Here is a 14,514-nt window from a genome sequence, read left to right as displayed (position 1 = left end):
TTTCTAAGTCAGGCTTTTTCTATTCAATGCTTCACCCCTTGATCCTAGATCCAGAGCACAGCCAATTAGATTCCGCTTTCCAGCTCCATCTTTCGGCGAACCGGATTTGCGTACATATCCATCAGGTAGTCGCGAGCCGCTTCAGGCAAAACAGCTAACTTCTCATCCAAAGCCGCTTTGGTTGCTTCGGTAATGGAATCGTTAGATTCTTCCGCCGCAAGCAGGTTAATAGGATAAAGCTTATATAACGCATGAATTTGCTTATCTATTTCATCGGCAAGTAGTTCAGGCGTTTCGAAATCACCATCAATAACATCACCAAACGCTACGTGTACTTTGCCTTTGTAGCCAAGAATACCGTTAACAATACTGTCGATATCTTCAAACTCAGACTTTTCGTAACTGCCCTTGGTCTCTTTTTGAAATAGCTCATTTGCTTTCGCTAAATCACATGGATCGTTTTCATAGGAGATAGCAACAGGAACTATTCTTAGCATCTTGATATATTCCGCGAAGCTGATTTTCTGCTTACGCCCTTCGACATGGAACATCTTAAGAATCGCTGGGTCGGTAACGTCATTACCGTCTTTTGCGCGGCCTTCTTTATGTGCAATCCAGATGGAGTTACCAGTATCAAGGGAGTGCTTAATGTAGCCGGATAATTGACCGAGTGCTTTCATCAGCTCTCGTGGCGCTTTAGCCGAACGCTTCACAATAAAGCTTTTGTTAATTTTCATTAACTCGGTAGCGCAAGGCTTCTTCAGCAGGTTATCGCCGATAGCGATACGCACCGTCTTGTGTTTACTGTGGTGCAACCCAAAGTTAACCAACGCAGGATCCATCGCGATATCGCGGTGGTTAGAGACAAAAAGATAAGGGACACCAGTATCGAGACTATCAAGACCAGAATAAGTCACACCATCCGTTGTGGTATCAAGAATACGACTCAGGTATTTTTCTATCTCTAATTGCACATCATGTACTGAAGACAGTTTTCCCCATTTAGAGCGCAGATATACTTTTATTGCCGGAGAAAGCAAAGCTCTTAACAAAGTTGGGTAGTTTGAAAACTTGTGCTTGATGATGGCATTGATAAACTCACTGTCATTGATCAGTCTCTCAATGGCCGGACGGATCTCGTCGTCATTATATGGACGGATCTCTTTATATATGTCTTTTACTTCAGTCATTTTAATCTTCGTATTTCAAAATCGGCACAATATTACGCGCTCTTTGTAAACAACGCAGCTAATGATTACGTTTATGTTACAAGGTCAGACCAGAAACCCTAATTCTAATAGTGTTATTCTTCTAAATAAAATCGACCCCGTTGCAATTATCGGGAAAAAAGTTACTCTATGCGCCCCCGGGTTTCGGGATTGTAAGTAAAGAGAGCCAGAATGAATTACGCTATCGAATATACCAAAGAGCAGTCTACAAACCTCGTAGTAACCCCTCGTAAAAAGGTACTGAAAAATTGCCTGCTGCACGTACATGAAGGTTTAGTGCTTTTTAAACTCAAAAAGTTCGAATATGCGATAGAAAAAGGCCAATCATTCTGGATCCCTGCAGACTGCCTCACTTCCCTGACCATATTTCCAAACTCGGTTCTATCTAAGATTGAATTATCGGTGAGATTAACCGACGCGTTTTCTAGCCAGGCGGGTTATGTATCTCTGGGCAACGTATCTGGTGCTATTTTGAACAAGCTGGCAGCCAAAACGGCCAGCCCTGAACATACCGCTAACCTATTACAAGTTGTTCGTGATGAAATTGTTGAGCTTAACCCCGGCTTGAACTCTCCCCTCTAGGGAAGAGATTTAGCCAGTGGAATAACGAGTCTGGTTCCGGACTTTCGCAGGAACTTAACTTGTCAATGAAGGTAAGAGAAGCGCGTAAACTTATCCTGTCAGGAACAAAACGTGAACAGGTGATTCGAGACTATTTCGCAGGTTCTGATGAACAGTTCGAGCAGATCACTAAACTGATTTTAGGTAATAGCCTTTAACTCGACTCGTTCCCACGGTCCCCGTGGGAATGCATATCAGATTTAAAGTTATCAGTCGGAATACAAACCTTCACCGGAATAATTTTCAGTTTTTTAGTGCGTTAAGTCTATTATTTCAACTACGGTATGCGTTACCACGCAGAGCGTGGTAACGAGGCATCCCGCACTAATGCTCTAGGTTCAGGGAGAGATTAGGTGTATAGCGCATTTGATTTCAGATATGCAGCAACACCTGGCGTTGTTAGCTCTGATACATCTTCTCCGGCCTGAATTTTTACCCTGATATCCGTGCTTCTGATTTTTACTTTTTCAGGGCACGCCACTACCGACCAGCGCTGAACGATTTCATCCGCTTTATAGAATTTCGAAAAGTTGAAAAAGTTATCAGGACCGATAACAAATGTAAGTTCGCTATTCGGGTTCTCTTTTTCTAACTGTTGCAGCACGGCAAATGTGGTGACACTGTCACCTGGAGAGTGTATCTGCTCTTCCACCCTAGAGCGTTCTACGCCATCTAACTTAAGATCAGCAATAAAACAATCTACCAGTTCACACCTATGTTTATAACAAAGCATCTCTTTTCCCCAGGCATGGGCAATACTTGGAATTAAAAGGATTTTGTCAAAATGCGTAAGTAATTCAATAACGCTTTGATGGCCAGCACTAGGTGGATTAAATGCACTGCCGAAGACAGCGATTTTCTCTTGAGACGTTGTGGTCTTAGTCATTTGAGGAGATAGTTAACCGAATAGATTTGTGTAAGCGCATTAGTATAGCACCGATTTACTTATTGGCTTACTACTGCTACTCTCAACCAAAATTTTTTAATATCAATAACACATGAACAACCAACGCGCCCCAATTACCCCACACTCCCTAACCCAGCTAAAAGTTGGTTCTACCGTCGAGCATATTTTGTCTGGTCAGCGATTTGTCGTGACCGCAAATAACGGAACCAGAGTGACAGCAGTAGATAACATTGTACTAGTGGTGGTGAACGATAACGCCCATAAAGAATGGATATGTTCCACCAGCGATAAGCCGCTTCGTTTACTTAAAGCTGGGGACATTATTTCTAACAATCACTCCTACGTAATTACCTGTGTGACAGATTATATTGTCAGCGCCTCACGCAGTGTGGAGATCATAAACTTTAAAGAGTACTACCTGATTGCTTAATATCCTCAAGTAATCAGGTAGCTTCTAATCGTATTATTAGCTCGTTTCAACCCTAAGACACTACGGAGACATCCGTTTTTGGTACACAGCAACACGCCAGAACCTTACCGTTAATTCTGTCTGAATCAGTTAACGCTGGCACATCTGGCTGAGATACCTCACCTTCTTCCAATGTCATAGAGCAAGCGCCACAGAATCCAGCACGGCAACTATTGGCGACCGAGATACCTTCTTTCTCCGCTTGAAGTAGTAAGGGAGTCTGGTTATCTCCGGTAAAGGTAGCACCATTTATCGTTAGCGTTACTGATTTAGGTTCTTGAACTGAGTGACCAGCTTCGACACCAAACATCTCCTGATGATAATTGGATTTATCTAGGCCTAGTTTCAGCAACAGGTTTTTCGCCTTCTGCATAAATCCACTAGGGCCACATACAAACGCCTGACGATGCTCCAGGTCGGTTATCTGTTTGATATGACTTAACGCTACCCTTCCCTTCAAACCATCCCATTCCTGGTGAGCCTGGCTAAGAGAGATAATAACCTTTAACCCCTCAAATTTGCGGTTTAGCTCATCCAACTCCGACTGATAAGGGATATCTTCTGCGGTACTGCATTGATGGTAGAAAACCACATTGTTTATCTGATTATGATCAGCAAGATAACGCAACATCGACAGCATTGGCGTCACGCCGCTACCCGCCGACATTAATAGTAGAGGTGCATCGCTCTTTTCATTAAGATAAAACGCCCCCTGAGGTGTATCAGCGACTAGCACATCCCCCACTCTAATGTTGTCTAATATCCAGTTCGATACACGGCCGCCATTCACTCGCTTAACTGAAATGGCATAGCGCCCCGGCCTTGATGGACTAGAAGAGAGTGTGTAGTGACGCGCGATCACCTCTTCGCCATCCTGAATCTCGACAGGTAAGTGCTGACCCGGTAAGTATGGAGGCAGTACCCCGTGAACGGGCTCTAACCAGTATGTAGCAAAGTCTTTCGCTACTTCTTCGATATCGACGCACGTTAACTTGAGCTTATCTAGCGACTTGTCAACGTATTGTTCTTTCACTTTTGTTTCAAGAACTTCAACCTTGTCGTCAACGCTGATCATGCCTTCGTTTAATGCGACCAGATTCTGTCCAAAGAAAGTACCGCCAGACTCATTAGCGCGAAACGTTGAAAGCGTCGCTAGTGGCTCTTTTGATTCAGATGGTTTTCCGGTTGCAGGATCTACAGTTGTAAGAACACAACGCTCGCAAGGCTTTCGTACCTCGAACAGCACCTCACCTATTTTAATTTTTTTCCAGCTATCCTCGATAAATGGCTCAGGCCCATCGACAACCAGATTTGGCCTGAACTGAGACATTAACTGTTCTTCCGGGCAACGTCGGTTTAGCTCTTCTAAAGATTGCTTACTGATAACCAAAAGCGGATAGCCATCAGCAAAACTAACGTTGTGCCCTAGTTTCTCACGATAGCGGTTTGACTGTTCTCCAGCAAAAAGGAACTGAACCTCTTCTCCTAAAACCTCTCCAAACCATCTGTCTGCATCAATGGTTGTTGAATAAGCCGAAAACGTATCGCTCCACACCGTTGCTTCTACATCTGTTTTTGTAAAATCGGAGTACGTTAACCTTAGAGATGGCTTATTCGGATATGACAAAACAATACCGTTAGAAACGAGGCTTACCTGAACCAATACCAATTTAGGGTGTGTTCTTGCCGTCACCATCCTGCCATCCGGAGTTGCCAGCATAAAACGCCTGTCGAACGCCAGCCCCTGTTTTTCTGTCCAACAGTTAGAAAGCGAGACCCCTTTAGTAGATTTAACAGGGTACACGTGAATTTGAGATAACCTTGATTCAGACATGATTGCTCCGAGGGTGTTGTTTTTTAAAGATTATGGCTGATTTTTTTGAAAAACACTCATATAAATGTGATGCAATAGTAAAGTTTTTCCACTATCATCCTGTCGCCTAAGCGTAAACGTTTGCGTTTTATACTCTCCAATCACGTTTCGCTTAGGCTCCGATAGAATTAAATTAATGTAGGAGCTCCTTAAATGACTACTCTCACGATTACTCGACCTGACGACTGGCATGTACATCTGCGTGATGGAGACGTGTTAAATGATACAGTCCGTGATATCAGCAGATATAATGGCCGAGCGATTGTTATGCCAAATACCGTTCCTCCTACTACTGATACCGAATTAGCCCTGGCTTATCACCAGCGTATTATGTCCGCAAACCCAGCTCCTCATTTCGAACCACTGATGACGCTTTATCTGACGGATAAAACCACTCCAGAAGAGATCCGAAAGGCGAAAGCGAGCGGTAAGGTCTACGCTGCAAAACTATACCCAGCAGGCGCAACAACCAACTCCGATTCTGGCGTTACCTCTATTCCTGATATGTATCCGGTTTTTGAGGCGATGGAAGAAGTTGGCATGTTGTTGCTTATCCACGGTGAAGTAACCACCAACGAAATTGATATCTTCGACAGGGAAAAAGTGTTCCTGGATACGGTTTTAGCACCTATCGTAAATAGCTTTAGCAAGCTTAAGATTGTCGTAGAACATATCACTACAGGAGATGCCGTTAAGTTTGTAATGGAAGCTGGTGATAACGTAGCGGCTACTATCACAGCCCACCACCTGATGTTTAACCGTAACCATATGCTGGTTGGTGGTATTCGCCCTCACTTCTACTGTCTTCCTATCCTGAAGAGAAATACCCACCAGGATGCACTTGTTAAAGCCGCTACGAGCGGTAGCAAAAAATTCTTCCTTGGTACAGACTCTGCTCCTCACGGGAAAGGAAAGAAAGAAACGTCTTGCGGCTGCGCAGGCTCATACACCGCCCACGCGTCACTAGAGCTATATGCGGAAGTATTCGAACTTGCAGGTAAACTTGAAAACCTTGAGGCGTTTGCAAGTTTCAATGGTCCAGACTTCTATGGTCTACCTCGTAACACAGACACCATAACACTGGTAAAAGAAGAATGGTCAGTAGATAAAGAGATGCCTTTCGGCTCTGAAACCGTTGTTCCGATTAAAGCGGGTGAAACCATTAGCTGGAAAGTGAAGTAATCACATTTCGCTATATTGTCTGAGTGGGGTGACCTTATGGTTGCCCCGTTTCTGTAAACAAAAACCGTAGTTCTTTCAGGTGGCCAACCTGCTCCACTCGCTGATCGGTATCGCTATTTTTCCCACCAGGATTAAACCAGATTGCATTTAGACCGGCCTCCAGTGCTGACAGAATATCCTTAGTACAATTATCACCAATCATAGTCACTCTATCGGGCTTTACACCCAACCTATCGATGATCGCCTGGTAGAAATTCGATGTTCCCTTCGGTAATCCCAAATTATCCTGACAAAAATAACCCGAGATAAATCGGTTTAAATCAACGCGTTCAAATGCCGCTTTAATATCTTCTGGCGTTGAGTCTGCGGCACCTGTAGCAACATAGATTAAATTAGAAGGATACAAAGCTTTTAGCGTTTCCATAGCCCCTTCAACTGCCTCTACGCTATCCCAGTTGCACATTTTGCCTTTTTGATCTGGAAAGTCGACCATTAAGGTATCTCCCCAATCAAACAACAATATGTTTTTCATCTTATACGTCCTTGTATTTCGTTCATTAATTAAACTATTTCTCAGTTTGGTAATGGGTAGAACTCAAATTCGTTGCCAACAACCATAATACAGTCCATACCAGCTGAGTGTGCAGCTTGCTTACCTAGCTCTGTATCTTCAAATACAACACATTCTGACGGTGCTATATCCATCCTATTTGCAGCTAGCAAGAAAGTATCTGGGTTAGGTTTGTGATTCTCTACATCTGAGGACGTAACAATGGTATTGAACATAGGTACAAGGTTTTGTCCTTCCAATAGGCGCATCGCATTCTGGCGCGGACTTCCGGTGCCTATTGCTGTCTTATAATTCCCTTGTGCCGATTTAAGCACTTCGTATGTGTGTGGAATCACCTCTCCACTGCCGTCCATTTCGGCAAAACGAGCCATCTTATAGCCAGCAACTTCTTGAGGGTCTAAATCAAGATCGTAACGCGCGTTCACTTCAAGGGTAATCTTCGGGCTTGGCATGCCCCCCATGCTATGAATCCAGGTTCGATCGAAAGGTATATCAAAGGCTTTTGCGGTTAGCTCCCAGGCATCCAGGTGAAACGGCATGGTATCCAGTAGCGTTCCATCCATATCAAAAATCAGACCTTTATACTTCGATAGGTCAATAGTCATTCTCTTTAATCCTGCAGTTATATATCTAAAAAGACAGTATCACATTCTGTTGGTTACTCAATAGACTTCAGTACTGCACTTTTTTTATGAATATGCATCACTGTTACAGTAATGGGTTATATAGCTATCACATCAGTAACAAAACAAAGTGGCAAATGTAGCAATTCGTCAACTATGATATTAACTAATACTGTTGCATAGGTAGAGTTATGTCTAATAACCGGGTAAGCAGATTTCATTACTTCCCAATCATTGCGTTAGCCTTGTCTTTTGTCTTCGGAGGCTACCTGTACAACCGGACTCTAGACGAATGGCTAACCGACATCGTCAGTAACTACATGCTAGATCTGCTAATGGATGTAAATCACCAGGTCGTCGATGACAAACTCCATTTTTACGACTTCACCCCCGACGAAATAGACGACTTTCTGGATAATTTATCTCAATCCTCGACACAGCGACGATTTACCATTATCCACGAATCCGGAAAAGTCCTCGGTGACTCTAATCTGACAAAACATGAAATTACCCATCTGGATGACCACTCCACACGACCAGAAGTTATCGCCGCCTTAAACTCAGGAAAAGGTATCGCTAAACGTTTAAGTATGAATACCAATTTGGAGTATTTATATGCCGCAATACGTTTGGAAATATTCGATCACGAACATGATGCCTTATATTTCGAGGATCACGCTGACCATCATCACAGCCACGACGAGTTAAACGAACAAGAGCATGCTATTGAGCACGACCAGAAAGAGATTGAACACGAACATGGTGAGGAAGTGGATCATCACAGCCATGATGACGAGTCAAACCATTCTCATGATCATGAAGAGGTTGCCCCAGAATCTCATACAGATGACCATGACACTAATGTGGAAGAGCATGAGCCCCATAGCAATGTATACATTCTCAGGCTGGCTATGCCAATGACCTCTCTGCACAACATGTCTCACGATCTCCGGGTCATTCTTTATCTGTTAATGGCATGCTCTATGGGTGTTTTAGCTACATCTTCATGGTTTAGTCAGCGAAAAATCACCCAGGCAATTGTTCAAGAGAAGCAGTTACAACAGGTACGAATAGACCAAAGTACCCGAGAGATTGAGCTACTTCGCCAGTTAGCTAATTTGCTGGCAGCCTGTAAAAACCTTAACGAAGCACAACTGGTCGTCGAAGATATCGTTCCGCGAATAATGGGTAACGTGGCCGGTTGCATCTCAATTATGCGAGAGTCTCAGAATCTCCTCGAGGTCGAAATAAAATGGGGACAAGCTTGGCCAGGAGCAACTACTTTCTCACCTCACGATTGCTGGGCAATGCGCAGAGGCAAATTCCATATTTCACATGAAGATAGCCAAAGTTTGAGCTGCAATCATATGATTGATTCAGGTGCAAACAACACCACAATGTGCATCCCATTAACGGCTCACGGAAACACCGTGGGCTTGTTCCACCTCTACTTTACAGGCACCGATAAACTTGTATCCCCCGAAACAAGAAATCTGGCTTTTACTCTAGCGGAACATTTGGGGCTTGCGTTAGCAAACCTTCGCTTACAGGAAAAGCTAAGAGCTCAAGCAATGCGGGATCCGCTAACTAGTCTTTATAACAGAAGATATTTTGAACAGAAACTTGAAGAGGATTGGGCCTCCGCTCATCAAAATGCAGATCCGCTTTCGTTACTTATACTCGACCTGGATCATTTTAAGCGCTTCAACGATAACTTTGGACATGATGCTGGAGATTACGTTCTTAAAGAGATAGCCACATTACTCAACCGTTCTACAAATAATCATTGTCCAGTCTGCCGACTTGGTGGTGAAGAATTTGCAATTATTTGTTCAAATTTTTCTGCAGAAAAAGCCATAACTTTAGCTGAGCACATCATAGAGTGCGTTCGAGAACTGCACCTCGATCTAAAAGGTCTTTCACTTGGGCAGCTTGGTATATCTGTGGGAATATCCACCTACCCAGATAGCGACGTTACAAGCGATAAGCTGCTTACACTTGCAGACAATGCATTATACAAAGCGAAAGATCAAGGACGCTCTCAGGCCGTTCATGCCAACAAGATGTAAGCCTAAAAATTAGTTTAGCTTCTTGTTTATCAGCTTCAGCGAAATGTTCAACGCATCTACAAGCTCATTCTTTTGTTCGCGATATTTTTCTAATGGATTCGAATCTGACTCTACTTCCAGGCAAACATTGTATAGCCAGGTCATCCCCATGGTGCCTGCAGAGCCCTTTAGCTTATGCGCAAGCTGTTTTATCACTCCTCTGTTATTTTCTTCCGCTGCCTTATCTAACTGGCTAATGAGGTCAGAGCTACTCTCTTTGAACAGCTCAAGCAGGTTTTGAATTTTTTCAGCGCCTAGCACTTCTAAATCAGCTTCTATCACTGAAAAGTCTACTACTACGTTTTCTTGCTTAGTACCCTGAGCACTTGTCTGCTGTAGCAATAACGTTCTCCCCTCCAACGAGGCTTGCACTACATCGGATAACTGTTTCTTATCTAAAGGTTTGGGTAGAAAACTATCAAAGCCAGCATTTAAGTAGTTTTCGACTTCCTCATTAAAAACGTGCGCTGAAACCGCAACCATAGGTATAGGCTCATTCCCTTTATCGGACTCTATCTGCCGCAGCCTTGAAAGTAGTTCAACACCGTTGCAATCCGGTAAGTTAATATCCAACAATGCAATGTCAAAACCCTCTTCCCGGAATGCCTTTTCTCCAGATACACCATCTTCTGCGATGACAATCTGATGGCCTTCAACTGATAAAAAGCCCTCTGCAACCAGGCAGTTAACCGGGTTGTCTTCGACCATCAGTATTTTGGCTTTATAGGTTGTTGTCCTCTGTAGTTCGGACTTTAGTACGGTTGGTTTTTCTGTTTTTTCCAGTGGAATTGAGAACCAGAACCGACTGCCCTGCCCGCTTTCCGATTCAACAGAAATGTATCCATCCATCGCTTCGACCAATTTTTGGCTAATTGCCAAGCCAAGTCCTGTTCCACCCGCTTTTGCAGCTTCACTACCAAGCTGAGAGAATACTTTAAACAGTTTATCGGCTTCTTCCGGATCAATACCGATACCTGTATCGGTAACTTCAAATAACAAGTTTCCGGGGAGTTCCGGATCTTCACTCACGTACAGATCAATATCCCCCTGGTGAGTAAACTTAATTGCATTTCCAAGGAGGTTATTTAATACCTGTCCGATACGTGTTGCATCTCCCAGCCAGTAACCGCTGATATCACTTTCTATCTGGCGGTGAAAACCAAGCCCTTTTTCTTTCGCCCTACTTTCAAGTAACCGAAATGTATCATTGATTAAGTCACAAAGCTCAAACGGTGAGGGCCTGATTTCAAGCCTTCCAGCTTCAATTTTTGAGTAATCAAGAACATCGTTTAGAATAGCGAGTAAGTTTGAACCACTTCGGTTAATCACGTCCACGTAATAGCTTTGCTGGCTATTAAGCCCCGTAGATTTAAGCAGAGTTGCCGTTCCTAGTACTCCATTCATTGGTGTACGAATTTCATGGCTCATAGTAGAAAGAAATGCACTTTTAGCTCGGTTTGCCTGCTCAGCTTCATCTCTAGCTTTGGCGTGTTGAGCCACCTCTTCATTAAGCTGATCGTTAGCAAGGCTCAGCTGCATTGTTCGTTCCTTGATAGTATCTTCTAACTGCGCCTTGTGTTGTTGTATCTCAAGCTTCGCCTCTTTTTCGCTTTTAGCGACAATCTGTAACTGTTTAGCGGTGTCTCTGGCGGTGATGATTGCCCTGCCCATCTGAGCAATTTCATCTTTGCCTTTTACAGAAAGATCAAAATTCACTTCACCACTGGCAATGGAAACTAGTGCATCTGAGTAGGCATGGAGCCTCTTAACGACCGACTGATAAACAATTCGCCAGATGATAATACTGATTGCTATCAAACCGACCAACGAGAGAAGAACCAGCGACCATTTGGCATAACTTAGGGTTTGAGTTACATCAGAAACCGCTTTTGCGGTAACTCGATTCGACTCATCGACCAGCTTGTTAACGGTTTCGTTAAGGCTTTCGAAAACCTCTAATGTTTTATCTTCCAGCGCCTGGGATGATTGTCTGATCTCAAACCTCTGGTTTAGAATATCGAACATGACAATCCGTTTACGGAGCTCGCTAAGCAGCGCTCCCATTTGCTCAGAACGAGTAGGATCTTCAACGGAGCGTACCCTCCGTTCCATAATTTTTAGGTTCGACTCGAACTCAGTTCCTATTTGTTGGATACGGTTGTAATCGGTAACGGTTTGGGACTCTTCAATGTGAGCAAGCATCTGAAATGCCAGTAGATGTAGTTCGTGGAGCCGCTCTGATAGATCGAGATCCACTTCAACCAGAGTATCGAGCGCATCAAAAACCGTATCCGTTTCCTGCTCCTCAACCAATCCATAGAGTTGAGTGACATTAGCTACTGTGATGGTACTAGTATTTCTTACCTGTGTTCGGGTTAGCTCCTCGAGTTCATCAGCCAGTGTCCGCATTTCGTTAACGCGCAGAATAAGATCTCTGTCTAACGCCAGTTTCTTTTCAACAGAAACACCAAGCTTTGCAATCGTATCGATAATAGTTTGTACATCGCGTTCAAGAGCTGCCAGTAACAGGTCGTCAAATCCACCATTTCCAAGCAACTCAATATGATTTAGCAGCTTTTCTAACAGCGTAAAGAGTTGTTGTCCCGATTGGCGTCTTTCCAGTTCAGATTCAGCATTCGAAAGAACCTGAACCGATGAGATGATACGCGAGCTTAACCCCGCTACTTCTCTGGCTTCAAGCATGGCCGGAATAGCTGAATCCACTACCTTTTTTTCTGTCTTGGCAACAAAGTTAAAACCGGATGTACCAATTGTAACCGCAAGAATCAAAAGGCCAGCCATCGCCGTAAACGAGAATAGTAATTTTCGGCCAATACTGGCGGGAGCAAGCAGCATGATTAAATACCTGACAACTATGGATCTTATACGGTATATTTTGCAGGGTATTGAATATGAAACCAATGATCTCGTGGAAATGAATGCAAAAAGAGTGAGAAATATCTTTTCAGTTGCCTTGTTGAGCAGCTTTTTTCTGTTCAGCAGCGTAGCGCTGGCTGGAAAAAGGTTTGCACCATCTACCCTCATCTTAAGGACTCCTACTGGCTTTCCGTAAATTATGGCATGGTGATGGAAGCTCAGTCTGCCAACTTGGAGCTTAAGGTCTTGGAATCTGGCGGTTACCCAAATGTGAATAAGCAGAGGCAGCAGCTCACCGCATGTTATGAGTGGGGAGCAGACGCTATCATACTCGGAACCGTATCTCCGGATGCTTATGTTGATCAGGTTAATCACCTTATTGGCGACACTCCTTTATTCGCAACCGTCAACCATCTCAATATCGGCATTAAAGACCGACCTCAGTTTGAAGGTGAGGTTGGCGTCGACTGGTACTGGATGGGATACAATGCCGGCCAGTATCTTGCCATGAAGCATCCAAAAGACACTGGTAAGGTCAATGTTGCCTGGCTTTTGGGCCCAAGGTTTCGAGGTGGAACCAAGCCCGCGACTCAAGGGTTCTATGACTCATTGCAAGATTCAGATGTTAATATCATAAGTACCTACTGGGGTGATAATGACAAAGAGATCCAGCGAAACCTAGCACAGCAGGTGCTTGAGTTGCCAAACATCGACTATATTGTCGGTGGCGCGGTGTCGATTGAAGCCGCCATCAGCGAAATCAGAAAAGCGCCGAATCACAGAAGCATCGGTCTTATTTCGACTTACCTCAGCCACGGCGTATACCGAGGGTTATTAAGAAATAAGGTTGAGTTTGCCTCGACAGATAAAATGGTGCTTCAGGGACGTTACTCCATTCAACAGGTCATCAGTTACTTTGAAGATCAGCCGTATGAAATCTCTCTGTCTCCGGTTATTGAGCAACTCACTCCAGATAATGTTCGATTAACAAATATCAACGATTCACTTTCTCCTCTTGGCTATAGGCCGGTTTTTAGTGTAAAAAGTAGTGATTGAGTAAACTCTGGTCAACTAAACAATCTTAGTACCAGAAATTTGATATCAAACTAGTAAACAAGGACTTAACACTGGCAGAATATGCCGGAAATTTTGATGGAACTTAAATAATGAAAAAAACGACACGCACCTTACCAGCCCATAAACACATAGCGCTGGTGGCGCACGACAACTGCAAACCAGACCTTCTTCGCTGGGTAACAGAGAACAAGACCAAACTGCAAAGCCACTTCCTATATGCAACAGGTACAACGGGTAACATGCTAAGCAAAAGTACCGGTCTGGCTATTAAGAGCATGATCAGCGGCCCAATGGGTGGTGACCAACAGCTTGGCGCTCTTATCTCTGAAGGGAAAATCGATATGATGATTTTCTTCTGGGACCCATTAAACGCCGTACCGCACGACCCTGATGTAAAAGCACTGCTGCGTATTGCGAGTGTATGGAATATCCCGGTAGCAACAAACCGCGCTACTGCTAACTTCCTGTTTGAGTCTTCCCTGCTCGACAAAGAAACTGATGTAGAAATTCCTGACTACAACGCTTATCTGGAAGAGCGTATATAACCTGAAGATATAAGAAAGGGAGCTTCTCAGCTCCCTTTTCTATTTCAAGAAGGTAAGAGTTCTACCTATCGCTCCAAACCGCCATTTCATTGCCACTTGGTTCAACAAAGTGGAATCTTCTTCCACCAGGAAAAGCAAAGGTATCCCGGCTGATAGTCCCTCCGGAATACTGAATCTGCGACATGGTTTCTTCCAGATTCTCACTATAAAAAACCAATAGTGCGCCACCGTGCTCCTGCACAGAACAACACTCGGATAAATAAAATCCACCCATTAGCCCATTTGCGTGAAACGCAGTATATTCCGTGCCGTAGTCCGTGAATTTCCAGTCGAAAACCTGAGAGAAAAAAGCCTTGGTTCTTTCAAAATCCGACGCTGGGTATTCAATATAATTGATTGAACCATGTTCAGGATGTATTTGATCAGACATTG

Annotated in this window: 15 protein-coding genes; 8 read left to right on the top strand and 7 right to left on the bottom strand. The window is 43.8% G+C overall.

The annotated features are described in order from the left end of the window. Positions 1-65: 65 nt before the first annotated feature. Positions 66-1,190 carry a 1-acyl-sn-glycerol-3-phosphate acyltransferase gene (locus tag P7F88_RS03625; protein WP_277821978.1) on the bottom strand — a complete coding sequence of 375 codons (1,125 nt, stop codon included), beginning with the start codon at positions 1,188-1,190 and terminating at the stop codon, positions 66-68. 210 nt (positions 1,191-1,400) lie between these two features. On the opposite strand from P7F88_RS03625, the gene P7F88_RS03620 reads away from it, so the two are divergent. Together P7F88_RS03620 and P7F88_RS03615 are read left to right on the top strand one after the other, a co-directional pair. Then, positions 1,401-1,811: a hypothetical protein gene (locus tag P7F88_RS03620; protein ID WP_277821977.1), complete on the top strand. Its 411-nt coding sequence runs from the start codon at positions 1,401-1,403 to the stop codon at positions 1,809-1,811. 59 nt (positions 1,812-1,870) lie between these two features. After that, complete coding sequence (locus P7F88_RS03615) at positions 1,871-2,008, top strand: hypothetical protein (RefSeq protein WP_277821976.1); 138 nt, start codon at positions 1,871-1,873, stop codon at positions 2,006-2,008. Between the two features lie 191 nt (positions 2,009-2,199). On the opposite strand, the gene P7F88_RS03610 is transcribed toward P7F88_RS03615, so the two are convergent. Further along, a complete protein-coding gene (locus P7F88_RS03610; RefSeq protein WP_277821975.1) occupies positions 2,200-2,736 on the bottom strand; it encodes a nicotinate-nicotinamide nucleotide adenylyltransferase in 537 nt (178 codons plus the stop codon). A gap of 112 nt (positions 2,737-2,848) precedes the next feature. Between P7F88_RS03610 and P7F88_RS03605 the strand changes: the two genes are divergently transcribed. Beyond that, positions 2,849-3,187, top strand: coding sequence for a hypothetical protein (locus P7F88_RS03605; RefSeq protein WP_277821974.1), 339 nt, complete (start codon positions 2,849-2,851; stop codon positions 3,185-3,187). 52 nt (positions 3,188-3,239) lie between these two features. Here P7F88_RS03605 and P7F88_RS03600 read toward each other — a convergent pair whose 3' ends face one another. After that, positions 3,240-5,060 (bottom strand): hybrid-cluster NAD(P)-dependent oxidoreductase, encoded by a 1,821-nt coding sequence (locus P7F88_RS03600; protein WP_277821973.1) that lies wholly within the window; start codon positions 5,058-5,060, stop codon positions 3,240-3,242. Between the two features lie 192 nt (positions 5,061-5,252). Here P7F88_RS03600 and pyrC point away from each other — a divergent pair, with 192 nt between their 5' ends. Beyond that, on the top strand, positions 5,253-6,281 hold the full coding sequence (pyrC, locus tag P7F88_RS03595) for a dihydroorotase (RefSeq protein ID WP_277821972.1): 1,029 nt from the start codon (positions 5,253-5,255) through the stop codon (positions 6,279-6,281). A 34-nt stretch (positions 6,282-6,315) separates the two neighbouring features. Here pyrC and P7F88_RS03590 read toward each other — a convergent pair whose 3' ends face one another. Together P7F88_RS03590 and P7F88_RS03585 are read right to left on the bottom strand one after the other, a co-directional pair. Further along, positions 6,316-6,813, bottom strand: coding sequence for an HAD family hydrolase (locus P7F88_RS03590; RefSeq protein WP_277821971.1), 498 nt, complete (start codon positions 6,811-6,813; stop codon positions 6,316-6,318). A gap of 41 nt (positions 6,814-6,854) precedes the next feature. Next, positions 6,855-7,457 (bottom strand): HAD family hydrolase, encoded by a 603-nt coding sequence (locus P7F88_RS03585; RefSeq protein WP_277821970.1) that lies wholly within the window; start codon positions 7,455-7,457, stop codon positions 6,855-6,857. Positions 7,458-7,666: 209 nt separating this feature from the next. Between P7F88_RS03585 and P7F88_RS03580 the strand changes: the two genes are divergently transcribed. Next, entirely contained in the window at positions 7,667-9,544 is a 1,878-nt protein-coding gene (locus P7F88_RS03580) for a sensor domain-containing diguanylate cyclase (protein ID WP_277821969.1), read from the top strand. 9 nt (positions 9,545-9,553) lie between these two features. Here the strand turns inward: P7F88_RS03580 and torS are convergent, their stop codons facing one another. Beyond that, on the bottom strand, positions 9,554-12,439 hold the full coding sequence (gene torS / locus P7F88_RS03575; protein ID WP_277821968.1) for a TMAO reductase system sensor histidine kinase/response regulator TorS: 2,886 nt from the start codon (positions 12,437-12,439) through the stop codon (positions 9,554-9,556). Between torS and P7F88_RS03570 the strand changes: the two genes are divergently transcribed. From P7F88_RS03570 to P7F88_RS03560, 3 genes are all read left to right on the top strand, one after another. After that, on the top strand, positions 12,438-12,656 hold the full coding sequence (locus P7F88_RS03570) for a hypothetical protein (protein ID WP_277821967.1): 219 nt from the start codon (positions 12,438-12,440) through the stop codon (positions 12,654-12,656). The two genes, torS and P7F88_RS03570, sit on opposite strands and share 2 nt — an antisense overlap. After that, a complete protein-coding gene (gene torT, locus P7F88_RS03565) occupies positions 12,617-13,516 on the top strand; it encodes a TMAO reductase system periplasmic protein TorT (protein WP_277824540.1) in 900 nt (299 codons plus the stop codon). Before P7F88_RS03570 ends, torT begins: the two co-directional genes overlap by 40 nt. A 110-nt stretch (positions 13,517-13,626) precedes the next feature. Beyond that, positions 13,627-14,082 carry a methylglyoxal synthase gene (locus P7F88_RS03560; protein WP_277821966.1) on the top strand — a complete coding sequence of 152 codons (456 nt, stop codon included), beginning with the start codon at positions 13,627-13,629 and terminating at the stop codon, positions 14,080-14,082. A 61-nt stretch (positions 14,083-14,143) separates the two neighbouring features. On the opposite strand, the gene P7F88_RS03555 is transcribed toward P7F88_RS03560, so the two are convergent. Further along, positions 14,144-14,512 (bottom strand): VOC family protein, encoded by a 369-nt coding sequence (locus P7F88_RS03555; protein ID WP_277821965.1) that lies wholly within the window; start codon positions 14,510-14,512, stop codon positions 14,144-14,146. Positions 14,513-14,514: the final 2 nt, after the last annotated feature.

The sequence above is a fragment of the Vibrio hannami genome, from assembly GCF_029589055.1.
Classification (GTDB): domain Bacteria; phylum Pseudomonadota; class Gammaproteobacteria; order Enterobacterales; family Vibrionaceae; genus Vibrio; species Vibrio hannami.
The sequence above is the reverse complement of the archived record's forward strand: the minus strand, read 5'-3'. Positions and strand labels throughout refer to the sequence as shown.